Annotated in this window: 24 protein-coding genes; 11 read left to right on the plus strand and 13 right to left on the minus strand. The window is 39.2% G+C overall.

Translation table 11 applies throughout. The features are described from left to right. Nucleotides 1-112: 112 nt before the first annotated feature. The 6 genes from KDU71_RS06870 to KDU71_RS06895 all read left to right on the plus strand — a co-directional run bounded on the left by KDU71_RS06870 (nucleotide 113) and on the right by KDU71_RS06895 (nucleotide 6,407). Complete coding sequence (locus tag KDU71_RS06870) at nucleotides 113-283, plus strand: hypothetical protein (RefSeq protein WP_212189180.1); 171 nt, start codon at nucleotides 113-115, stop codon at nucleotides 281-283. A gap of 147 nt (nucleotides 284-430) precedes the next feature. Next, nucleotides 431-1,087 carry a B3/B4 domain-containing protein gene (locus tag KDU71_RS06875; protein WP_212189181.1) on the plus strand — a complete coding sequence of 219 codons (657 nt, stop codon included), beginning with the start codon at nucleotides 431-433 and terminating at the stop codon, nucleotides 1,085-1,087. Nucleotides 1,088-1,166: 79 nt separating this feature from the next. Then, the gene (locus KDU71_RS06880; RefSeq protein ID WP_212189182.1) at nucleotides 1,167-1,952 is read left to right on the plus strand and encodes an MBL fold metallo-hydrolase; all 786 of its coding nucleotides are present in this window, start codon (nucleotides 1,167-1,169) and stop codon (nucleotides 1,950-1,952) included. 101 nt (nucleotides 1,953-2,053) lie between these two features. Next, nucleotides 2,054-3,217: a DUF819 family protein gene (locus tag KDU71_RS06885; protein WP_212189183.1), complete on the plus strand. Its 1,164-nt coding sequence runs from the start codon at nucleotides 2,054-2,056 to the stop codon at nucleotides 3,215-3,217. 153 nt (nucleotides 3,218-3,370) lie between these two features. Beyond that, the gene (locus KDU71_RS06890; protein ID WP_212189184.1) at nucleotides 3,371-4,921 is read left to right on the plus strand and encodes a beta-N-acetylhexosaminidase; all 1,551 of its coding nucleotides are present in this window, start codon (nucleotides 3,371-3,373) and stop codon (nucleotides 4,919-4,921) included. 379 nt (nucleotides 4,922-5,300) lie between these two features. After that, entirely contained in the window at nucleotides 5,301-6,407 is a 1,107-nt protein-coding gene (locus KDU71_RS06895; protein WP_212189185.1) for a methyl-accepting chemotaxis protein, read from the plus strand. A 43-nt stretch (nucleotides 6,408-6,450) separates the two neighbouring features. On the opposite strand, the gene rsmD is transcribed toward KDU71_RS06895, so the two are convergent. The 3 genes from rsmD to KDU71_RS06910 are packed head-to-tail and all read right to left on the minus strand — an operon-like array spanning nucleotide 6,451 to nucleotide 8,475. Continuing rightward, complete coding sequence (gene rsmD, locus KDU71_RS06900; protein WP_212189186.1) at nucleotides 6,451-6,993, minus strand: 16S rRNA (guanine(966)-N(2))-methyltransferase RsmD; 543 nt, start codon at nucleotides 6,991-6,993, stop codon at nucleotides 6,451-6,453. Then, a complete protein-coding gene (locus KDU71_RS06905; RefSeq protein ID WP_212189187.1) occupies nucleotides 6,984-7,838 on the minus strand; it encodes a DUF3822 family protein in 855 nt (284 codons plus the stop codon). Before KDU71_RS06905 ends, rsmD begins: the two co-directional genes overlap by 10 nt. Before the next feature lie 4 nt (nucleotides 7,839-7,842). Then, the gene (locus KDU71_RS06910) at nucleotides 7,843-8,475 is read right to left on the minus strand and encodes a hypothetical protein (RefSeq protein WP_212189188.1); all 633 of its coding nucleotides are present in this window, start codon (nucleotides 8,473-8,475) and stop codon (nucleotides 7,843-7,845) included. Nucleotides 8,476-8,564: 89 nt separating this feature from the next. On the opposite strand from KDU71_RS06910, the gene KDU71_RS06915 reads away from it, so the two are divergent. Continuing rightward, complete coding sequence (locus KDU71_RS06915; RefSeq protein ID WP_212189189.1) at nucleotides 8,565-9,989, plus strand: ATP-dependent DNA helicase; 1,425 nt, start codon at nucleotides 8,565-8,567, stop codon at nucleotides 9,987-9,989. Between the two features lie 46 nt (nucleotides 9,990-10,035). On the opposite strand, the gene KDU71_RS23405 is transcribed toward KDU71_RS06915, so the two are convergent. Continuing rightward, nucleotides 10,036-10,338, minus strand: coding sequence for a T9SS type A sorting domain-containing protein (locus tag KDU71_RS23405; protein WP_394369679.1), 303 nt, complete (start codon nucleotides 10,336-10,338; stop codon nucleotides 10,036-10,038). 21 nt (nucleotides 10,339-10,359) lie between these two features. After that, complete coding sequence (locus tag KDU71_RS06925) at nucleotides 10,360-10,611, minus strand: hypothetical protein (protein ID WP_212189191.1); 252 nt, start codon at nucleotides 10,609-10,611, stop codon at nucleotides 10,360-10,362. A gap of 16 nt (nucleotides 10,612-10,627) precedes the next feature. On the opposite strand from KDU71_RS06925, the gene KDU71_RS23185 reads away from it, so the two are divergent. Further along, the gene (locus tag KDU71_RS23185; RefSeq protein ID WP_262898257.1) at nucleotides 10,628-10,759 is read left to right on the plus strand and encodes a hypothetical protein; all 132 of its coding nucleotides are present in this window, start codon (nucleotides 10,628-10,630) and stop codon (nucleotides 10,757-10,759) included. Between the two features lie 619 nt (nucleotides 10,760-11,378). Here KDU71_RS23185 and KDU71_RS06930 read toward each other — a convergent pair. From KDU71_RS06930 to KDU71_RS06965, 8 genes are all read right to left on the minus strand, one after another. Beyond that, the gene (locus KDU71_RS06930) at nucleotides 11,379-11,885 is read right to left on the minus strand and encodes a hypothetical protein (RefSeq protein ID WP_212189192.1); all 507 of its coding nucleotides are present in this window, start codon (nucleotides 11,883-11,885) and stop codon (nucleotides 11,379-11,381) included. 125 nt (nucleotides 11,886-12,010) lie between these two features. Further along, on the minus strand, nucleotides 12,011-12,388 hold the full coding sequence (locus tag KDU71_RS06935) for a hypothetical protein (RefSeq protein ID WP_212189193.1): 378 nt from the start codon (nucleotides 12,386-12,388) through the stop codon (nucleotides 12,011-12,013). A 346-nt stretch (nucleotides 12,389-12,734) separates the two neighbouring features. Next, nucleotides 12,735-14,483 (minus strand): phospho-sugar mutase, encoded by a 1,749-nt coding sequence (locus tag KDU71_RS06940; protein WP_212189194.1) that lies wholly within the window; start codon nucleotides 14,481-14,483, stop codon nucleotides 12,735-12,737. 33 nt (nucleotides 14,484-14,516) lie between these two features. Then, the gene (gene rfbD / locus KDU71_RS06945) at nucleotides 14,517-15,389 is read right to left on the minus strand and encodes a dTDP-4-dehydrorhamnose reductase (RefSeq protein WP_212189195.1); all 873 of its coding nucleotides are present in this window, start codon (nucleotides 15,387-15,389) and stop codon (nucleotides 14,517-14,519) included. A gap of 5 nt (nucleotides 15,390-15,394) precedes the next feature. Continuing rightward, nucleotides 15,395-15,955 (minus strand): dTDP-4-dehydrorhamnose 3,5-epimerase, encoded by a 561-nt coding sequence (rfbC, locus tag KDU71_RS06950; RefSeq protein ID WP_212189196.1) that lies wholly within the window; start codon nucleotides 15,953-15,955, stop codon nucleotides 15,395-15,397. A gap of 111 nt (nucleotides 15,956-16,066) precedes the next feature. Further along, entirely contained in the window at nucleotides 16,067-16,939 is an 873-nt protein-coding gene (rfbA, locus tag KDU71_RS06955; RefSeq protein WP_212189197.1) for a glucose-1-phosphate thymidylyltransferase RfbA, read from the minus strand. Between the two features lie 31 nt (nucleotides 16,940-16,970). Then, on the minus strand, nucleotides 16,971-17,921 hold the full coding sequence (locus KDU71_RS06960) for a UDP-glucuronic acid decarboxylase family protein (RefSeq protein WP_212189198.1): 951 nt from the start codon (nucleotides 17,919-17,921) through the stop codon (nucleotides 16,971-16,973). Nucleotides 17,922-18,023: 102 nt separating this feature from the next. After that, nucleotides 18,024-19,349, minus strand: a complete 1,326-nt coding sequence (locus tag KDU71_RS06965) for a UDP-glucose dehydrogenase family protein (protein WP_212189199.1) — start codon at nucleotides 19,347-19,349, stop codon at nucleotides 18,024-18,026. A gap of 407 nt (nucleotides 19,350-19,756) precedes the next feature. Between KDU71_RS06965 and rpsA the strand changes: the two genes are divergently transcribed. Genes rpsA through KDU71_RS06980 form a run of 3 tightly spaced genes read left to right on the plus strand, consistent with a single transcriptional unit; the run spans nucleotide 19,757 to nucleotide 22,848 of the window. Beyond that, a complete protein-coding gene (rpsA, locus tag KDU71_RS06970) occupies nucleotides 19,757-21,562 on the plus strand; it encodes a 30S ribosomal protein S1 (protein WP_317195161.1) in 1,806 nt (601 codons plus the stop codon). Nucleotides 21,563-21,580: 18 nt separating this feature from the next. Continuing rightward, entirely contained in the window at nucleotides 21,581-21,937 is a 357-nt protein-coding gene (locus tag KDU71_RS06975; RefSeq protein WP_212189201.1) for an STAS domain-containing protein, read from the plus strand. Beyond that, nucleotides 21,937-22,848 carry a ribonuclease Z gene (locus KDU71_RS06980; protein WP_212189202.1) on the plus strand — a complete coding sequence of 304 codons (912 nt, stop codon included), beginning with the start codon at nucleotides 21,937-21,939 and terminating at the stop codon, nucleotides 22,846-22,848. The genes KDU71_RS06975 and KDU71_RS06980 overlap by 1 nt, the downstream gene beginning before the upstream one ends. Nucleotides 22,849-23,002: the final 154 nt, after the last annotated feature.

A 23,002-nucleotide genomic window follows, 5' to 3' on the forward strand; every position in this document is an offset into this window, starting at 1 on the left:
GGATGGTTCGTTTTTCTTTTATTTAAGTAAAAGAAGTGTTAAAAATACCTAAATATAGGTGTATGTACCTAGGTTGACAACTACCTATAGTATATCTTGCAAATCCAACTGTATGAATATGGAAGACTTGCGATTAAATATTCAGATTGAAAATTTAATTAAAAGCAGTGTTGAACTTAATCAGGCACTAATTAAACTACTGCGAGAAATTGATGCCATGAATAAAAAAGGTAGAGTGCCTGATGAAGAAAAATTATCTGAAATTCGGAAGGTTATTCTGTAGCCAATTATTTTCTTTATTTCTGCTAGGCAAATCTGGCTATATGGTCAGTTGAGTCATGTCACTGCTCTCTTTTAGTTTGCTGACCTACGATAAAATATGACGCTTAGTTTAGTATATTTTAGTTAATTTGCGTCATATTTTGCAGATATGACCATTAATATAGACTCGGAATTAAAAGAGAAACTACCCGCCTTAGTGCTTGGCGGTATTATTGTTGAGGTTAATGTTACCGAATCGGACGAATTGCAGAAAGTGCTTGCAGGTGAGATACTAAAGCTTGAAAAACATCACACAGCAGAGTCAATTCGTGAATTGCCTACCGTTAAAGCCAATAAAAATGCTTATCGTGCATTAGGTAAAGATCCTAACCGTTATCGGGTGGCTGCCGAAGCTCTATTGCGCAGGGTGGCCAATGGGAAAGGATTATACCATATCAATAATGTGGTTGATATACTTAATCTAATATCAGTTAAAACCGGATATTCTATCTGTGGCTATGACTATGACACCATCGTTGGTGATGTGGTGATGGGTATTGGCAGACAGGATGAGCCATATCAGGGAATCGGCAGGGGAGATGTTAATATTGAGCGTTTGCCGGTTTTCAGAGATGAGCAAGGTGCTTTCGGTAATCCTACCAGTGATTCTATGCGTACTATGGTGACCTGTAATACTAAACGCTTTCTGATGTTGATTATTGGTTTTGATGGTCAGGAACCGCTTAATAGTGCTTTGAGCGAGACAGTGCATTTACTGCAATTACATGCTCAAGGTAATGAGTTGGAACGGTTTTTTGTACAGTAGAGTAATATCAAAAATAATAAATTTAAATGTGGGGAATAATGCGATGTGGCATATTCCCAATTGATTGAAGTAGCAAGGAATGATTAAAGTTTGTGCGATTGCATCGGGGAGTAACGGCAATTGTTATTACATAGGAACAGAAAAGGAAGCAATACTGGTAGATGCAGGTATTTCGCGCCGTCAGATCATGAAGCGTATGAAAGAATTGCGCTTGGATATTTCCAGGGTGAAGAGTGTGTTTATATCACACGAGCATTCGGATCATATCAGGGGTTTAAGGGTGTTGTGCGATACGCACGGGATTGATGCCTACCTGACTCGTGACACATTGCATAGGGCACATCGTAACTATCATCCGAAAACTGCCCACGTTTTCGACGCTGGTGACATAATCAAGGTTGGAGGATTTAAGGTACATACCTTTGCTAAACAACATGATGCAATTGATCCGGTAAGTTTTCGGGTTGAAGTTGATGGATTAAGTGTAGGTGTGATGACTGATATTGGTGCAGTTTGTAATAATTTGAAGCTCCATCTGGAACAGTGTCATATTGCTTTCCTGGAAAGTAACTATGATGAGCACCTGCTTGAAGAGGGACCATATCCTTACCATCTAAAGCAGCGCGTTAAGTCTGATAAAGGGCATTTAAGTAACAGGCAAGCCGTTGAATTAGTCGAGCAGCTTGAAAAAACGGAATTAAATACCATATTTCTGTCGCATATATCTGCGGATAACAATCGCGTGGAGATTGCTTTGAAAGCCTTTGAACATTTAAGCAAAAAGTACCGTATTTTACCAACAAATCGTTATGCACCTTCGGAGTTAGTGACTGTGGGTGAAGAACAGTTGGCATTGTTTGGTTAGTATTAGCAATGTTGAGCTATCAAATTGCTTTGGGGACTTAGGATTTTGAGCTTCGAATAAAACATCTTAAAAATCATCAGATAAATAGTTAAACATACATTATGAGTTCAATCATCAACGCAGACCAGCATTTTTTAGTATTAGCAATGGTGACAGGAGCGGCAGCTTTTGGTATCTGGTCAGAGCATAAAAAGTGGTTTGGTAAGGTATCAGGTATTTTAGTGACTATGATTTCCATGTCTTTGCTCGCTATGCTTGGAGTCGTGCCGGTTGGTTCAGGTACGGGCGTGTCAGTGCCTGTATACGATATGGTGTTTGATTATTTTATTCCCATATCCATACCGTTACTATTATTGAGTTCAAATATTGTGAAAATCATCAAGGAGAGCGGTAAATTACTGTTGGCTTTTATTGTTGGAGCTATTGGAGTTGTTATTGGATGTTTCATAGCTTTCTACATTATTGATTTGGGTGATGATGCAGGCAATACCGCCGGAGTTATTGCAGCTACCTTAGTAGGTGGCAGTATCAACTTTGTTGCAACAGGCGAAACGCTTAATTTTAGCACTAATCCGTACTTTTCAGCAACCATTGCAGTGGATAATTTTGCAGCTAACTTATATGTGCTGTTTCTTTTTCTGGTGCCGGCACTGGCTTTCTTAAAGCGATTTTGGGCGCCTGTAAAAGAGGATGTTTCTGTGAAGGAATCAGTCGGTGTCAATCAATCGCCTATTACGATGGAAAGAATAGGTGTGACACTATTTTTGGCAGTTTTAATTGCAGCTGGCGGAGGTTTGTTAGCGCCATACTTGCAGCAGTTATTGGGCACCGAACTTAATCTTGGTATACTGGTTATTACCTTATTGTCGTTGTTGGTGGCTAACCTGTTTCCTAAAAAGCTACTGCACCTCGAGCATACGGCCTTTAGCATTGGTTTGTGGATGATGTATGCCTTTTTGGCTGTCATTGGAGCCTCTACCAATATTTATGAGGTGCTAAAGGTGGGGCCGTCACTGTTGCTTTTTTATCTCATAATTATGGTCTTTCATTTTCTGTTTTTAATGGTGACAGCACGTGTGTTAAAGCTCAATGTTTATGAGGTAATCGTATCTTCGGCTGCTAATATAATGGGGCCTTCGGTGGCAGCACCCATGGCAGCTTCATTGGGACAAAAAAAGATGGTAACACCTGCCATATTGGTGGGTATCCTTGGGTATGTTATTGGCACTTTTATTGGGGTGAGTATAGCTTTAACATTGGCATGACAATAGCCGAAATCTATATATAATTGTTATCGTCAAATTATATATTGTTCCTATTTTCTCGTTGAATTCAGTATATTTGGCTTGGCTCTTATTAAGGGATTTGTTACATCCCTGTAATAGCTCTGAGAACCGATAAACTTAAAATATTTTACAATGAAGAAAAATGTCATGGCTTCAATAGCAGCTATTGTGCTAATGCAATTGAGCGTTTCTTGTCAGAAGCCAATTCCGACCGATTTATCTAAAATTAATCTTATTCCTGCACCAGTTCATTTAAATGCCACTGGTAGTTCGTTTCAATTAAACGAAAGCACTAATATTTATGTAACAGAAGGGAATGAAGCTTTAAGGAGAGTGGCTCAAGTATTAGCAGGTGAAGTGGAGAGTGTGACTGGCTTAAAGTTACACGTGTCTGAAGTTCCTGAGTTACCAGTGAAGGGGATTAGCCTAACCGTTGGAAGTGCAAATAAAGAATTGGGTAGTGAGGGTTATAAGCTATCTGTTAATGAACGACTAGTTGCACTAACAGCTAATGAGGTGGAAGGTGTATTCAGAGGTGTGCAATCACTGGTGCAGATGCTTGGTGTTAATGGCAAAATGCAGGAGCATTGGTTGATTCCATCAGGTGATATTACTGACTATCCACAATATGCTTACCGCGGAATGATGCTGGATGTCGCTCGTCATTTCTTTTCGGTAGATGATGTTAAGCGGGTGATTGATCTGGCAGCTATCTACAAGTTGAATGTTTTACATCTTCACTTAACAGATGATCAGGGGTGGAGAATAGAAATTAAATCGTGGCCAAAGCTCACAACTATAGGAGGAAGTACTGAAGTAGGTGGTGGCGAAGGCGGCTTTTATACACAGGAAGACTATAAAGAGATTGTTCGCTATGCCAGTCAACGTTACATTACAATTGTGCCTGAGATAGATATGCCGGGCCATACAAATGCAGCAGTTGTGGCTTATCCTGAACTAAATGGAAATGGTATGAAGGCTGAATTATATACCGGAACTGAGGTAGGCTTTAGTACTCTGGCAACGCAGAAAGAAGTGACGTATCAGTTTGTGGATGATGTGATTCGTGAATTAGCAGCTATTACAGATGGACCTTACATTCATATTGGTGGAGATGAGTCACACGTAACCAAAGAGAAAGACTATGTATACTTCATTAACCGGGCTAAAGATATTGTGAAGAAGTACAATAAAACAATGATTGGTTGGGATGAAATTGCCCATGCCAATGTGGATGATACTGATATTGTACAATACTGGGCAAAAGATGCGAATGCTAAACTGGGTGTAAAAAAAGGAGCTAAAGTATTAATGTCTCCATCGAAGCGTACTTATCTGGATATGAAGTATGATTCAACTTCACATATTGGTTTAGATTGGGCTGCACTGATTGAAGTGGAACAGTCGTATAACTGGACCTTGGAAACGCTGGTTGATGGTATTGGTAAGGAAAATATATTGGGTATTGAATCGCCTTTGTGGACTGAGACGGTGGAGACAATGGATGACATCGAATACCTTGTTTTTCCACGTTTAATTGGCCATGCCGAGATTGGGTGGTCGCCGGTTAACCATCTTAACTGGGAGAACTACAAACAGCGTCTGGCTGAGCATGGAAATTTCCTGCATAATCTAGAAGTTAATTTTTATCAATCGTCGCAAGTTACTTGGGAGATTGAGTAAAGCATTTATTAATCTAAAAATAGTTAAAGCCTGTAGCGATTGTTACAGGCTTTTCTAATGTGGTTACATTTTAACACTTTTTATATCCTTTTATCAGTTTAAGGTATAACTTTTCATAATACCTGCCGTTAAATTTGCTTAATAGGGAATATCAAGCTGTCAGCTGAGTAAAATCCGATAAAACAAACACAATTTCAAACTCCTGGTATATTTACATCGCTAAAATCAAAGTAAAAATAGGTATTTGAATACTTTAAATTCATATAATTGTTTTTACCAAGAAGATTTTGATGTTTTCGTTTGTTACTTGTGAAAATAATGAGTTTTAAGGATTGTTAATTCAGCTAATGCTTATTGTAATCAATAAGGGGAAATTAATATGAGTGATTTAACAATTGAATTTATTAAAACAGGTATCACTATACCGGTTGCAATATTAATCCTTCGATTGATTTTTAAGAAATCGATCATGTTCAAATTCAGTATGCTAACGGTTTCATTTACCATATTTGTGGTTTTTATGAAAACGATTGAGTTCTATGAAGCATCCTTTTGGCAATATATTGTTACACCGCTTAATGTTTTAGTAGGTATTGTCCTGTTTGTGTATATCAACAAAATGCTTCGAAAGCCACTAGATAAGGCCATTGGTGAGCTTGGTAAACTATCAGATGGGCAATTGGTGTTGGATATTGAAGAGGTAGATTCAAAAAATGAGTTAGGAATGCTCAATAACTCGCTTAAGAAATTATCAGAGAAGCTTCGAGTAGTGCTGCAGGATATAGCCAGCGGAGCTGAAGTCGTTTTACAGGCGAGTCATAAACTGAACGGTACAGCTGAAGAATTGTCCTCTGGCTCGGCCGAGCAGGCGTCGTCCCTCGAAGAAGTATCGACCACCATTGAAGAGTTTGCCGGTAATGTGGCTAGCAATACCGATAATGCCACGCAAACCTCTGCGATTGCTCAACAATCATCATTGAGCGTTGCCAATGTGTCGGAAATGTCAGATAAAAGCTACTCAGCTGTTAGTGCTATTTCAGAAAAAGTGATGGTTATTAACGAGATTGCGATTCAAACAAATATACTGGCCTTAAACGCAGCTGTTGAGGCAGCACGTGCTGGTGATATGGGTAAAGGCTTTGCAGTAGTGGCTGGCGAGGTACGTAAGCTGGCAGAGAATAGTAAAAAGGCAGCAGATGAGATTGTTGTAATGGCTGAATCAACACGGGAGCAAACACAATTAGCCAATAACTTACTTACTGATATGAAACCTCAGATTGAGAAAACCTCTGGTTTGGTAGGGGAGATTGCGGCTGCCAGTTATGAGCAGAACAATGGTGTTGAACAGGTAAATGGCGCTATACAACAGCTAAATGCCACAACACAGCAGAATGCAGCAGCTGCAGAAGAATTAGCCGCTAACTCAGAGGAGCTAACGGGGCAAGCAGAAAGCCTTAAGCAGGCTATTGCTTTCTTTAAGCTTTAAGCTATTAAACAGAGCAAAGTTTAATTGCATTGGTCAACTATTTTCATTCTTTTACGCTGAAAAACGAGAAATGGACCTTTCCATATTTCTTTACCTCTGTGAAGTATGGGTGGTCTTCAAATGATTTTTTGTCTGAATGCTCCAGAATAAAAACGCCATCGTCCTTTAATAGCTTGTTTTCAAAAAAACGATCGGGTATTTCATCAAAGTTTTTCAGGTCAAAAGGCGGATCGGCAAACACTAAGTCATAAGTCATACTGTCTTTCTGTATATACTTAAAAACATCGGCTTTAATCACCTTAATGGCATCCGATAGCTCAAATTCTTTAAGCATTGACTTGATAAAGCTAAAATGCTTGTAATTAAGCTCTACAGTGGTAATGTTGCTGCAGCCTCTTGATGCAAATTCGTAGGAGATACTTCCTGTGCCACCAAATAAGTCTAATACACTTAAATCCTCAAAATCAATACGGTTATTAAGTACATTAAACAGGCTTTCACGAGCTATGTCTGTTGTTGGACGTGCCGAAAAGCTTTTAGGTGGAGAGAAACGTCTGCCTTTAAGAGTTCCACTGATTATACGCATATAGCCAGGTTAAATAGGTTGTGGAATAGTAATTTGTCACTTTCTTTGATGCGCATGCCATGACTAAATTTAAAGTGTGGTGTTGGGGCCGTCGTTTTTGCCTGTCTCAGATAATTTTTAAGCTCTTTGTACAAAGGATTTTGCTTATCGCTTAATCCATGCACTATAACGTTTGTTTTATCAGCTTCCAGCTTTAACTGCTCAAATGTAAATAGTACAAAATACAGAAAATCGTTGATGTTACTATAAGCATATGAGTTACATAAAGCCATTTTACGATCTCTGATGACCAATACATCAAAAAACTTATCATGTATACCTATATGCATGACAGTTTCCTGCTTTCTTTGCTGGCTGGCAATAAGGCAGGCCTCAATAAATGGCGAATAGTGCTGGTAAAACTCGATGCTTTCAAACTGGGTTTTAACCAGGTGATACATAAACTGTGGAATGCTGAACAGGTTCCATGCATCGGCCATTTTAATTTTTTGTGCAACTAACTCAATGGGGGCTTCTTCTTTTGAATGATTGAGTGAATAAAGCTCAGCGTGCCTACCCGAATCATACAAAGCTGTTGGAACAAGTGTTGCTTTTGCCGACTCATATAGGAAAAATACTTTTTTGTAGGGGAGTTGCAATAGCTCTTCCTTCAATAGTACTTCTTGCGTTTTGATATTGTCCTTGCTGGTGTCAACAAAAGGTATATTGGCAAAAGCAATATAAGTATTGGTTACAGGGTCAAGTACACAAAAAGAAAGTCCACCCGATGATGATCGGATGGACAAAAAATATGATGTTGTAATACTTGCGTCAAAAGACGGATCTACAACGTATGTCTTGGTCATATAATTATTCCCAGTTACCAGCGTTATTGTTAGCAGCTTCTAATGAACCCACTTTAAGACCAGGATATCTTTCCAATTTTTCTGTCTTATCGTTCAGGTTAATAACTTCCTGAGCTTCAAGGCCAGCCAGGTAAATGTTGTTGTGTACCTTCGCCTCAAATACCTGTACTTTAACACCAGAACCAGTTTCTACTACACCAGCGCCCATTTCATACATTTTTCCACCTTCAACAAATGGAATGTACTTTAATGAATCAACAGGGTATCCAGCTGGGAATAGAGAGTCTTTTACACTTACACGAATCGTATCACGGCTGATAATACCCAGCGCTAATGCTTTAATTTCTGTCATACCTGCTTCACGCATACTATCAGTTAAACTACCTTCTTTTTTAACCAATGGAAGCGAGTCGTTCAGGATGAAGTTAATCAATGTATCAAAGCTACCTGTATATTTATTATAAACAGATTTATAAGCTACTTGTGCATCTCTAGTTAAAATCAGTTTTTCAACATTAGCATTTTTTCTAATCTCATGCTGCTCTTGAAAACGGATTGGCTTATTGATACTTTCAACACAGTAGTAACCTAGCGCGATAATTGCAATAGTAAGAACAATCTGAATAACTGTTTTCATTATCTTCGGATTTTTGTTTTAGTTTGAAGTCACAAATTTAAAAAAAAAATCATATTACGGTTTTTAAATAGCTTTTATCTACATTAAAAATGCTAAATAAACATATATCAACCTTAATTACGCATCAATTTGCCTTCGAGCCCACCAGTTCACAAGAACAACTAATCAATGGATTAGGTCATTTTCTAACGGAAGAGGTGGCTTCTTCCGTCTGTTTGATTAAAGGTTATGCCGGTACGGGTAAAACTTCTTTGATGAAAGCATTTACTGATGTTTTAGTGGATTTGAAGATGCCTTTTCAATTGATGGCACCAACCGGCCGTGCTGCTAAAGTACTAAGCAGTTATACAGGCAAACCGGCTTATACGATTCATAAACTTATCTATCGGCGGCAATCATCCACTGATGACTTTTCAGCCTTTCACTTAAATTATAATAAAGCTCGTGAAGCGGTATTTATAGTTGATGAAGCATCGATGATATCAAATAATAGTCTTGAGTATACTATGTTTGGCAGTGGACGCCTTCTTGAGGATTTACTGAATTTCGTATTCAGTAATGAACGGTGTAAATTGGTAATAATTGGTGATGTGGCACAGCTTCCGCCAGTAGGCTTTGAGGAGAGTCCGGCCCTAGATAAACTTTATCTGGAAAGTTTAGGAATGCAGGTACAGGAATATTTTTTAAAAGAGGTGGTTAGGCAGCAACAGGATAGCGGCATATTATATAATGCTACCAAACTGCGCTTTATGTTGGATGAGGGTGTGTTTGAACCTACATTCCCTGCCTTGGAAGTCAAGGGGTATGATGATTTTAAACGACTAAGTGGTGAGGAGCTGATAGATGAACTAAACTGGTGCCAGGAGAATTATGGTTTGGACGAAACCCTGGTGGTCTGTCGCTCTAATAAAAGAGCTAACCTGTTTAATAAGGGAATAAGAGGCAGTATTTTGTATCGGGAAGAAGAATTGACAGTTACCGATCACCTGTTGATAATGAAGAATAACTACTTCTGGCTGAAAGACAGTAAGGAGGCTGATTTTATAGCCAATGGTGATATTGCTGAGGTGGTTCGTATCAACGGTTATGAAGAATTGTATGACCGCCGCTTTGCTAACGTTACCCTCCGATTAACCGACTACGAACACCTGGAGGTAGATGTGAAAATTATATTGGATGCTTTACATACTGATACAGCTGGTTTCTCTAAAGAAGAGCAGGAAGCTTTTTTCTATAATGTGATGGAAGATTACGAAGCAGAAAAGTCTCAGCGCAAAAAGTATGGAAAAATTAAGGAAAATCCGTATTACAACGCTTTGCAGGTTAAGTATGCCTATGCCATGACTTGCCATAAGTCGCAAGGCGGGCAATGGAAAGCTGTTTTTATCGACCAGGGATATATTCCTGAGGAGCAAATGGGCACCGGTTATTTTCGTTGGCTATACACTGCTATCACACGCGCTACTGAAAAGGTGTACCTCGTTAATTTCAAAGATGAGTTTTTTGAGGAGTAGGTAACCCTTTCCCTTCAAAAAGATGATAGGGAAAGGGCTTTGAACATTATTGGATGATAATTTTTTTAACGGCAGCTTTCTTGTTGTCAGAAACTTCCAGTAAGTAAATGCCTTCGCTTAATACAGGGAAATTAATTCGTTGTGAACTAGAATTGAAAAAGCGTTTTTCAGAGTACACAACCTGACCTGATATGTTGTATAACTGTATGTTAATGTAGCGGCTATTTAGTTGTTCGCTTGTTATTATAACGTAATCACTCACTGGGTTGGGATAGATGCTAAATTCAATTTTATCTTTTTTAAGTCCAAAAATATCGTTGCTAATAGAGCTAATGTTTAAGCGAGCGATACCACTATCACTTGAGCCAAGCTATATGTTAGACGAAGAAGTTGCTTTTAATTGGTTGCTTCCTGAAGGACTCAGAAGCTCATCGGCGTATACAGCTTTTATTTTATTGGTAGGCAGTCCCTCATTGGTCGTATAGTGGTAAAATTGGCTGTAATCGAAATAGCTCACTCCTTCGCCAATATTCCAGTCATATATAATCCATATTCCTTCTTTATCGGCGGTTAGATTTTGTATATAATCCTGTTTTAGATCAGGCGCGCAGCTCAATGCCACAGAGCTTAAATGGTAGGTGGTGAAAATCATCAAAAGCAAACTGTTGGTGTACCTGCGTGCCATGGTGCAGGTCGATGCGGCAAGGTATGGTGATTTTGACTGGCTGGTGCAGGAGATCATCAAGTCTAATAACAACACCGTAAAGTAGCGCCGGAAGAGTCACGTAAATAGAGAGGTGTAGTCTTAATGTTTCTCAGGATCGCATCCTTCTTGGAAGGTGTAAAACAAAGATGTGATCCCTTTTGTCAAGTTACAGAACTATAAACTGAAAAAAACATCTCAAGACTTATTGTTTTTTGCGATAGCAATGAAACAAATATTAATACTAATGCTGATGTTGTCACTGGTACTAACATCATGAAATAAAGACGATGAAAAAGAGACAACAGTTGATGTTAATAATATTGGTGTCTGGGATCGCTATAAAGAGTATAAGGGCGTTGATGGTAACAGGTCTGAAGTGGCAGTGTTTAATGATGGTGGCACCGGTTCTCAAGTATATGAGGAGAATTTTAATGGTGAATATACTTAATGCAAAAGAGAGTTTACCTGCGTAATAAATGTTAGAAACATTACGCTTAAATTGTCAGCTGTTGATGGTGAACCTATTTTCTCAGAGTTAATTATCGATGAGGTGTATTTTACTTTTGAGGATGAAATGGTATTCAGTCATTTGAGTGATGAGTCGGAAACTTATAAGCGCAAGTAGTCTATTAAGAAAGACGAAAGAAAAGGCTGTCTGCACAATGCGGACAGCCTTTTCTGTATTATAGTTTTTGTTTTTGCTTCGTTGGGTTAATGTTATTAATAATTGATACCCATTTATTGCCTGTTTGCAATTCATCCTCAAGTTGGAGCGCGTTTTCGGCCGCATAAAGAGGACAAGTGTAATTGGTATCACCTGCTCCGGTCGAGAAGCATAGCTCCAGCCTGTCGGTCACTGTTTCGCTTGTTTTGTCGAACTTAACAGTGTGACTGCTGCTTTGTAGCCAGCATTTTTTTACCTCATTCAAAGGTATGAAGTAGGTGATAAATGTATTGTTTTTAGCTGCTTTTTTTACAAATAACACATGCTTTTTCGATAAGGCCAGGCCAATGGCAAATTGAGGCTGGATATCGTGTTCTGATAGTTCACTCCCTGTTTGGGTGGCTAGTTGTTTTAATGTTGAAAGCAGAGCTTTGGTTTCTTTTTTATTGGATACGCTTAATATTACAACAGGTATAACAAAAGCACTAAGCATAACAATGCCAATGATGGTTGTTGATAAATCCATTTCGTTTAGTTTTATACGAATTAGTAATGTCAGGGATTGAGCCCGTTTTACGGCTATTTTGCTGTTTATTTCTCCATTACGGTAATGGTTGGAGTGTATCGAAATGCTCCGAAGACGGAAACGAATTACCAGAAGTAGTGAAACGGATAGAGTAGGATAGACGTACACACCTTAATACCAATTGCAAAATGCCTGTGTAAAAGATATACGTACTGCTTCGTTACGTTAAGGTTATTATTGGAGAGTGCAGCGCTTAAGCGCTTATTGGTTTCTTTTGCCGATGAGGAGTGACATCCGCGAACAGAAAAGGCATGACTGTATTCTGTTTTTGGTGTAATGCCATGCTGATTTAGTTTTAACTGTTCAAAAACAATGCGGTTTTCATCGGGCTGCGAATGACTGGAAGCCTGTATATTGCCAATGCTCACAAAACAAAATACCCAGCTAAAGACCATTAATATAGCCGTGTTTACTAGGTTTTTATGTGAGAAGATCCACTTCATATCATGCTTTTATTTGTAAGCGCAACGTAGTTTCTTTTTATATTCGTTAGCCTCCCTGGCTACTTTTTTTGTGCGGTTTTTCTTTTGGTTTTACGGTGCATAGCACGTCATCCCTAACGATTTTTCTAAGATTTAAGATATAAGACGCAAGATTACCCCGCTATCGCACATGTCCTCACGTGTGATGTGCTTTTAAGGATTGCAGCTTAAATACAAGATGCAATCCTTAAAATATCCACTCGAAACCCTAAACTTTCAACTCTTCAACTTTTAACTCTAAACCCTTGGATAAAAAAAGCTGCCAACCTCACGTTGGCAGCCTTTCTGGTATATTGATGGTATTGTATTAAATGCCTAAATCCTTTGCGATATTATCGATGATAGCATCGGCCTTTTCATTTGCAGCATAAAATTCATCTTTGCTATTCATTGGCACTCTTACTTCAAAGTAGAATTTTATTTTTGGTTCGGTACCCGATGGGCGAACAGACACCTTATAGCCGTTCTCAGTAAAGAATTGTAGCACATTTGATGTGGCAGGCAGATCAATGGCCTCATGTTTGTTTTCATTGATGTGGAAAGCGTCCAGCTTAGAGTAGTCCTTAATCAGGCTTACTTTATCTCCGGCCAGTGTTTGTGGTGGGGTGCTGCGGAAGTCAGCCATCAGTTGTTTAATTTCATCAGCACCTGATTTTCCTTCGCGCACAATGTATATCATCTTTTCTTTCGAAAAGCCATACTCCATGTAGATATCCTGTAATACATCGTATAGTGATTTGCCGTTATCCTTTGCCCAGGCAGCTATTTCAGCAGTGATGGTAATGGCTGCTACAGCATCCTTATCACGTACATAATCGCCAGGTAAAAATCCATAAGATTCTTCACCTCCGCAGATGTATTTTTTCTCGCCTTCCAGCTCACGAATCACTTTGGCAATCCATTTAAAGCCAGTGTATACATCAAAAAAATCAACATCGTTTTTAACGGCAATATCTTTGATTAGTTCAGATGTAACAATGGTTTTAACTATGTACTCCTTACCGGTTAACATGCCGTTTTCTTTCCATTTTTTCAGGATATACCAGGTAAGCAGCGTGGCTGTTTGGTTACCATTTACCAATACAAATTCACCCTTCTCATTTCTTACTGCAATACCTAAACGATCTGAATCAGGGTCTGAGGCCATTACAATATCAGCGTCGGTTTCAATGGCTTTGTTAAGAGCCATTTCAAGGGCCGCAGGCTCTTCGGGGTTAGGTGAAATAACTGTTGGAAATTCGCCACTTACCACATCCTGCTCAGGTACATTTATCACATTCTCAAAGCCACACTTGCGCAATGCTGCAGGTATCATCTTTACACCTGTTCCGTGTATTGGTGAGTATACAATTTTAAGGTCTTTGTTGCGATTAATTAGTTCCTGATCCAGCACCAGCCTTTTAACCTGGTCCAGGTATTGGTTATCCATTTCTTCGCCCAGTACCTCAATCAAATCTTTGTTACCTTCAAACTTAATGTCATCTACCGAGGCAATTTTGTTTACTTCATCAATTACATTGGTGTCGTGTGGAGCTGTTAATTGTGCTCCATCATTCCAGTATGCTTTATAACCGTTATATGCTTTAGGGTTATGTGAAGCTGTGATAATTACACCACTCTGGCAGCCTAACTGACGAATTGCGTAGGAAATTTCGGGTGTTGGTCGTAAATCTTCAAATAAATAGGCCTTGATACCATTGGCGCTAAAAATATCGGCTACCACTTCTGAAAACAGGCGGCTATTGTTACGGCAGTCGTAACCGATAACTACGCTAATTTGCTCAAGATCACTAAAATTCTTTAGCAGATAGTTGGCCAATCCTTGAGTGGCGGCACCTACTGTATAGATGTTCATGCGGTTAGAACCGGCGCCCATGATACCGCGCAGACCGCCCGTACCGAATTCAAGGTCTTTATAAAATGAATCGATTAATTCTGTTTTATCTTCTTTCTCCATCATGGCTGTGATGGCTGCTTTGGTGTCTGCATCGTAATTACCGCTAAGCCAGCTTTGGGCTTTCTCAACTACGGTATTTAAAACATCCTGATTTTGCATTTTTTATAAATTGTGGTGTGTTAGATAATCACTTTATGCGTTAAGTTGGTTCAAACATTTATTAAGACTGTCCTTCCAGTAGGGGATATTCAACTGGTAGATATCTTTTATTTTGGTTTTATTCAATACACTATAGTGTGGCCTTGGTGCCGGTGTTGGATAGTCTTTCGATTCTATCGGACTGATTTCGCAAGTTATACCCAATTGTTGGTGAATGGCAAGTGTAAAATCATACCAACTGGCAACACCTTCGTTGCTATAGTGGTAAATGCCAGGCTGAAAAGCGATGCTTTCTTCAAGATCGCAGCGGATAATGTGCAATATGGTATCGGCCAAATCACCGGCATAGGTAGGCGTACCAATCTGATCGAATATAACATTCAACTCATCACGTTCTTGCCCCAAGCGTATCATCGTTTTAACAAAATTGTTGCCATAGGTTGAATAAAGCCACGATGTTCTTAAAACAATTGAATCAGGATTGTATTGAATCAGGTTTTGTTCGCCATCAAGCTTGGTTTTGCCATATACAGAAGCCGGACAGGTATCGTCATCTTCGGTATATGGTTTATAATTGGTGCCGTTAAATACATAATCGGTTGATACGTGAAGCACCTTTGCTTTAATACTAGCACTTGCTTGCCCAATAATTTTAAGTGCATCGGCATTAATGGCCTGGGCTAGTTCTGTTTCAGATTCAGCCTTGTCAACAGCCGTGTATGCAGTGCAGTTAATAATGTATTTGTATGGTTGTTTTCGAATCGTATCTGTCAGCTTTGTACTATCAGTCACATCAAGCGTTTCGAGTGATGTAAACGTGAACTGGCTGTCTTTAACAGATGCACATCTGTTTTGTATTTCTTGCCCCAATTGGCCTTCGGAACCAATGACCAGAATTTGTATCATAAGGTTTAAATGCTGTAAACAAAGTTGTGTTCTGCTTCTTTAAAAGAAGGTAAAATGCTGTCTTTAGAGGAAATAATGGCTTTCTCAGCGGGTATTTTCCAATCTATCTTCAGGTTGGCATCATTGTAAGCGATGCCTCGTTCTGCTTCCTGGCTAAAGTAGTTATCACATTTATAAACAACCACTGCGCTTTCGCTTAAAACAGAAAAGCCATGTGCGAAGCCCTGAGGAATAAAGAACTGAAGTTTATTTTCATCTGATAATTCAATAGCGAAGTGCTGACCAAATGTTGGTGAATTTTTTCGCAAATCAACAGCCACATCCAGTATAGTGCCTTCTATTACAGAAACTAGTTTTGATTGGGAATAGGGAGCTAATTGGTAATGCAGACCTCTTATAACTCCGTAACTCGATTTTGAGATGTTGTCTTGTATGAATTGAGCATTAATACCGGCTTCTTTATACCTTTTTTCGGAAAAGGATTCTAAGAAATAGCCACGCGGATCACTGTATACTTCAGGCTTGATTATAATAAGGTTGGGGATTTCCGTATTAATAATTTCCATATAGAATAATTTGGATACAAATATAGGAAGATAATAAGTGTATCTAATGTAGTTTTAACAAATTAAAAGTAAAATGGTGTTAAAAATGATTGTTCATCAAATTTACTCTGCTTATTTGGCAATTTTAATAAGGTATTGTCCGTATTCATTCTTTTTCAGTGGTTCGGCCAGCTTAAGTAGTTGCTCTTTATCGATGAATCCTTTTGTATACGCTATCTCTTCGATACATGCTACCATCAGCCCCTGCCTGTTTTCGATGGTGGAAATAAAATTGGACGCTTGCAACAGGCTATCATGAGTTCCGGTATCAAGCCAGGCGGCTCCTCGTCCCAGCATCTTCAGCTTCAGGCGCTGTTCATTCAAATAAAGACTGTTTAGGTCGGTAATTTCCAACTCACCTCGTTTTGATGGTTTAAGTGACTTGGCTTTTGCTACCACATCGCTCGAATAGAAATACAGGCCAGTTACTGCATAGTTGCTTTTGGGTTCCGCAGGTTTTTCTTCCAGCGAAATAACATTACCCTGTTGATCAAACTCAGCTACACCATATCGTTCCGGGTCATTCACATAATAGCCGAAAATAACTGCTCCATCCTCTGTTTTTGATGCATCAGCCAGCGTGCTGCTAAAATCAAAAGAATAGAAAATGTTATCTCCCAAAACCAATGCAACATTATCATCGCCTATAAATTCCTCACCAATGATAAAGGCTTGAGCCAAGCCGTCTGGTGATGGTTGCTCTGCATAGGATATGTCCAGTCCAAGTGACGATCCATCTTCAAAAAGCTGCTGGTACAAAGGCAAATCCTGCGGCGTACTGATGATTAATATTTCACGTATACCTGCCAGCATCAATACCGACAAGGGATAATAAATCATTGGTTTGTTGTAGACCGGTATGATTTGTTTTGAAATACTTTTAGTAATGGGGTAGAGGCGCGTGCCTGAACCGCCTGCCAGTATAATGCCTTTCCGTTTTTTCATGGTAGTATTTGTTAAGTGGGTTATGCTTGATTTAAGTGTTATTGCTCTTTAATAGATTGTCAAAGTACTCAATGGTTTTTGTTAGTCCTTCCTTTAACTGTATGTTGGGTTCCCAGTTATTCAGCTTCTCTTTAGCCAGACTAATGTCTGGTTGTCTTTGTAATGGGTCATCGGCCGGAAGTGGCAAGTACACTATTTTCGATTGCGAATTGGTCAATTCAATCACGGCATTGGCCAATTCCAGCATGGTAAATTCATTTGGATTACCAATGTTTACCGGGCCAATAAAATCTTCGGTATTCATCATCCGAATCATGCCTTCAACCAAGTCATCTACATACTGAAAGCTGCGGGTTTGCTTGCCATCCCCAAATATTGTAATGTCTTCACCTTTAAGTGCCTGTACAATAAAGTTGGAAACCACTCGGCCGTCATTGGGATTCATACGCGGGCCATAGGTGTTAAAGATGCGGATGATGCGTATATCTACGTTGTTTTGTTCATGGTAGTTAACAAAAAGGCTTTCGGCGCAGCGCTTGCCTTCGTCGTAACACGAGCGGATACCTATTGGATTAACATTGCCCCAATAATCCTCTTTTTGCGGATGCACCAATGGATCACCATACACCTCACTTGTTGAGGCTTGCAACACCCTTGCTTTGATGCGCTTCGCCAGTCCGAGCATATTAATGGCGCCCATTACCGATGTTTTTATGGTTTTGATGGAGTTGTACTGGTAATGAACAGGGGATGCCGGACAAGCCAGGTTGTATATTTGATCTACTTCCACAAAATAGGGGTGAGTTACATCATGGCGTATTAGTTCAAAGTATGGATTGTTCATTAAATGAACAACATTGCTTTTGGCTCCTGTAAAATAGTTATCCATGCAAATAACTTCGTTGCCTTCATTTAACAGCCGCTCACATAAGTGTGAGCCAATAAAACCTGCACCACCGGTTACTAAAATTCTGTTCTTCATTGCTCGTGTCTTTGTACGCTATGCGTGTCTTACTTCTGATAAACTACAAAAGCCTGAAAGAATGCGCTTAACTTCCAGGCTTTGAATTGTTTGTTCAGTATTTTATTCTTTAATTGAAGGGCGTCCAATACTATAGTATGTGTAGCCAAATTCTTTCATTTCTTCTGGTTCGTATATGTTACGTCCATCAAAAACAACCTTGTTATTCATTAGCTTGTCCATTACCTTGTAGTTAGGCACTCTGAATTCAGGCCATTCGGTAATAAGAATGAGGGCATCAGCTTCTATGAGCACATCGTATTGGTCTTTACCATATTCAATGCTATCACCAAGCTCATGTTTAGCTTCTTCCATAGCCACCGGATCGTAAGCCTTTACTTTAGCACCCAGTTCAGTTAAAGCATTTGCAATCACTACTGACGGAGCTTCGCGCATATCATCCGTGTGCGGTTTAAATGAAAGCCCCCACATGGCAAATGTTTTTCCTTTGATGTCAGGGAAATGCTGTTTGATTTTTTTGATGAGTACTTTTTTCTGGTCATCGTTTACATTCTCAACAGCTTCTAAAATGCGAAGATTATAGTTGTTAAGCTGAGCCGTTTTAATGATGGCTTTTACGTCTTTTGGGAAGCATGAGCCTCCATATCCAGCCCCGGCATAAATAAATTTATTGCCAATACGGGTGTCTGAACCAATACCACGACGCACATTAGTTACATCTGCACCAACTATTTCACACAGATTAGCTATGTCATTCATGAAGCTGATCTTGGTGGCGAGCATGGCATTGGCTGCGTACTTCGTCATTTCAGCTGAAGGAATATCCATAAATAATATAGGATGACCATTTAATACAAACGGTTTGTATAGTCGATTCATCAGTTTCTCGGCTTTTTCCGATTCGGTGCCGATAACAATACGGTCTGGTTTAAGGAAGTCTTCAATGGCATTGCCCTCTTTTAAAAATTCAGGATTGGATGCCACGTCAAATTCCAGTTCAGCGCCTCTTTTTTCCAACTCATCCTGTATAGCCGCTTTCACTTTTTTTGCAGTACCAATGGGCACGGTACTTTTGGTAACCACCACCACATAGTGGTTCATATGTCTTCCAATTTGTCGGGCTACTTCCAATACATGGCTCAGATCGGCACTGCCATCTTCTCCCGGAGGCGTACCAACGGCAATAAAAATGGCCTCGGCATGCTCCATGCTTTCTTTAAGGCTGGTTGTGAAATGTAATCTTTCTTTTTCAACGTTTTTCAGAACCATCTGGTCCAGGCCTGGTTCGTAAATTGGAATAATACCATTTTCCAGATTCTTGATTTTTTTCTCATCAATATCAACGCAGGTAACGTTAATGCCGGTATCGGCAAAGCATGTGCCGGTTACTAATCCAACATAACCAGTTCCAACTATTGAAATTTTCATAGGCGATTGTCTAATTTTTATTTAGGGCTCATCAATATATTTCTTGCATATTTTGATGAAAGTACGATTTAATTCAGTTATTACAAAAGTCAAAAGTATAATTTTTATTGATGTTTACATTGATGTATTTTAACCAAGGGGCATGATTTTTATTAGTAACTTCAGATACTGCCGGAATACTCTTGTGGCACTGACTGATTCGTACAAGATGGCTTGACGGATGGCTGTATCTGTCTTATTTTTACAATTCGTATTTTTATTTGACTCAGAAGCTTTTATACAATGAAAAAAGTTTCTACTTTTGCACGGATTTTTTCAATATAATGTCTAACTACTAGATTTTTAACATTTAAACAAAAATGACAGAAGAAAAAGTAAATGCTGAGGAGCAGGAAAAAGCTCCTGAAGTGAATGTAAACGCGAATGTTCCAACAGAAGATTTTGATTGGGATAGTTACGAAGCAGGTGACGTTGTAGGCGCTGGTGCTTCAAAAGAAGAGTTAGCAGAAATGTACGATAAGACATTATCTACTATTTCTGAAAAAGAGGTAATTGAAGGTGAAGTTATTGCTCTTACAAAGCGTGAGGTTGTAATTAACATTGGCTTCAAGTCTGACGGTATCGTTAGCCGTAACGAATTCCGTTATAATCCTGAATTAGCTGTAGGCGATAAAGTTGAAGTTTACGTTGAAAGCCAGGAAGATAAAAAAGGCCAGTTAGTTCTTTCTCACAAAAAGGCACGTGCATTACGTTCTTGGGATAGAGTTAATGAAGCGTTGGATAACGACGAAGTTATCAAGGGTTACATCAAGTGTCGTACTAAAGGTGGTATGATTGTGGATGTATTTGGTATTGAAGCTTTCTTGCCAGGTTCACAAATTGATGTTAAGCCAATTCGCGACTATGATATGTATGTTGGTAAAACAATGGAATTCAAAGTGGTTAAGATTAATCCAGAGTTCAAAAACGTTGTTGTATCACACAAAGCGCTTATTGAGGCTGAGCTTGAGCAGCAGAAGAAAGATATTATTTCTAAGCTGGAAAAAGGTCAGGTATTGGAAGGAACTGTTAAGAACATCACTTCTTACGGTGTATTCATCGACCTTGGTGGCGTAGACGGATTGATTCACATCACAGACCTTTCTTGGGGTCGCGTAAATCATCCGGAAGAAATCGTTCAGTTAGATCAGAAGTTGAACGTTGTAATCCTTGATTTTGATGATGAGAAGAAACGTATTGCGCTTGGATTGAAGCAGCTGACTTCTCACCCATGGGATTCATTGGATGCAGAAATGAAAGTTGGTGACATTGTTAAAGGTAAAGTGGTTGTAATGGCTGACTATGGTGCTTTCGTTGAGATTGCAGCTGGTGTTGAAGGTCTGATTCACGTATCTGAAATGTCATGGTCACAGCACCTGAGAAGCGCACAAGACTTCTTAAAAGTGGGTGACGAAGTAGAAGCTATGGTATTGACATTGGATCGTGACGAGCGTAAAATGTCACTTGGTATCAAGCAGCTGAAAGCTGATCCATGGGAGAAAATTGAAGAGAAATATGCTGTTGGCAGCAAGCATTCTGCTACTGTTCGCAACTTCACTAACTTCGGTGTATTTGTAGAAATCGAAGAAGGAATTGACGGCTTGATTCATATCTCTGACCTTTCTTGGACTAAGAAAATCAAGCACCCTGCAGAATTCACTGCTATTGGTGATTCTATCGAGGTGGTTGTTCTTGAAATCGACAAAGAAAACCGTCGTTTAAGCTTAGGTCACAAGCAACTTGAAGAGAACCCTTGGGATGTGTTCGAAGGTATCTTTACTGTAGATTCAGTGCATGAAGGAACTATTATTGACATTTTCGATAAAGGTGCCGTAATTGCATTGCAGTATGGAGTAGAAGGATTCGCAACTCCTCGTCACTTGGTGAAAGAAGACGGTTCGCAGGCTAAAGTTGATGAAAAACTTGATTTCAAAGTAATTGAGTTCAATAAAGCTGCTAAACGTATTATTCTGTCCCACTCTCGTATCTTCGAAGATGAGAACAAGTCGGAAGAAGTTGCCGCTAAGAAAGCTGCTGCAAAAGCAACTAAAAAAGGCGTGAAGAAGTTGAATGATAACTTAGAAAAGACTACTTTAGGAGATATTTCTGAGTTGGCTGCACTGAAAAATCAGTTGGAAGCTAACGAAGGCAAGTCTGAAGGAGACAAAGAATAAGTTTAAAAACAACGATTTATGGACTTCAAAATTGATAAATTAGACGATTTTACGCTGGTTCAGGTTCTGAAAGAGAAGATGGATACGCATGTAGCGCCCACCTTAAAATCAGAACTGGTGCTACTTTCTGGTAATGGTGAGAAAAACATTTTACTGGATTTAGGTAAGTGTAATTACTGTGATTCGTCCGGTTTAAGTGCAATTTTGGTGGCCAACCGTTTGTGTAAAAATGCTGATGGTGTATTTGTATTGGCAGGTCTGCAGCCGGCTGTTGAGCGTTTAATCTCTGTGTCGCAGTTAGATTCTGTATTAAATATAGCACCGTCTTTAGAGGATGGTATTCAAATGATACGTAAAGCCATTGAAACAATTTAATGGCCTTAACATTAACTATTCTCGGAAGTAATTCTGCATTACCAACATCGGATAGATATCCTACCGCTCAGATACTACGTGTATCTGAGCGTTTTTTTTTGATTGATTGTGGCGAAGGAACTCAAATGCAGTTGCGTCGCAATAAGGTTAATTTTTCAAAGATTAATCACATCTTTCTGTCTCATTTGCATGGCGACCATGTATTTGGGCTCATAGGACTTATTTCAACGTTTGGATTGCTTGGTCGTAGAAAAGCTCTGACCATTCATGCACATGAAGATTTAAAATGCTTGCTTCAGCCTCATCTGGACTATTTTTGCGCTGATTTACCTTATCAGATTCATTTTAATGATTTGCGTTATGATGAGCCTGCTATAATTTATGAGGATAAGAAAGTAACTGTCGAATCATTTCCATTATCGCATAGGGTGCCAACGTGTGGTTTTCTTTTTAAGGAAAAGGCAAAGGAGCCAAATATAAGAAAAGAGGCTATTCTGAAATATCAGTTAACTGTGCCTGAAATTGTAGCGATTAAAGATGGGCATCCATTTATTGGAGAGGACGGTAATGTAGTGCCGGAAGAGAATTTAATAACTCCAGCGCCCGCACCATTGTCTTACGCTTTTTGTTCAGATACCAGGTATTCTAGACGAATTATTCCAGTGATACAAGGGGTCAGTTTGTTATATCACGAAGCTACGTTTTTGCATGAGCTAAAAGACCTGGCTAAACGAACAGGTCATACAACAGCGAAACAAGCGGCTGTTATTGCCCGAGATGCTGATGTAGGGCAACTCATATTAGGGCATTTTTCCAGTCGTTATAAGGATGTTAGCCTCTTTGAAAATGAGGCGAAAGAAGTATTTCTGAATACAGCCCTTGTTTCAGATAATACTGTCATAGAATTATAAGAATCCTCGCGTACTATTCTTTCCGCATTAGTCTACTTCAGGTTAAATTGTAAAAAAATGTAAATTTTATATGCGGCTGTAAACCTTACTGTAGCTGCTTTCGCTTGATATTTTTCACTTCAATGAGTATTGCATGAAAGTAAAATAAAATGCA

Source organism: Carboxylicivirga sediminis, assembly GCF_018156225.1.
Taxonomy (GTDB): Bacteria; Bacteroidota; Bacteroidia; order Bacteroidales; family Marinilabiliaceae; genus Carboxylicivirga; species Carboxylicivirga sediminis.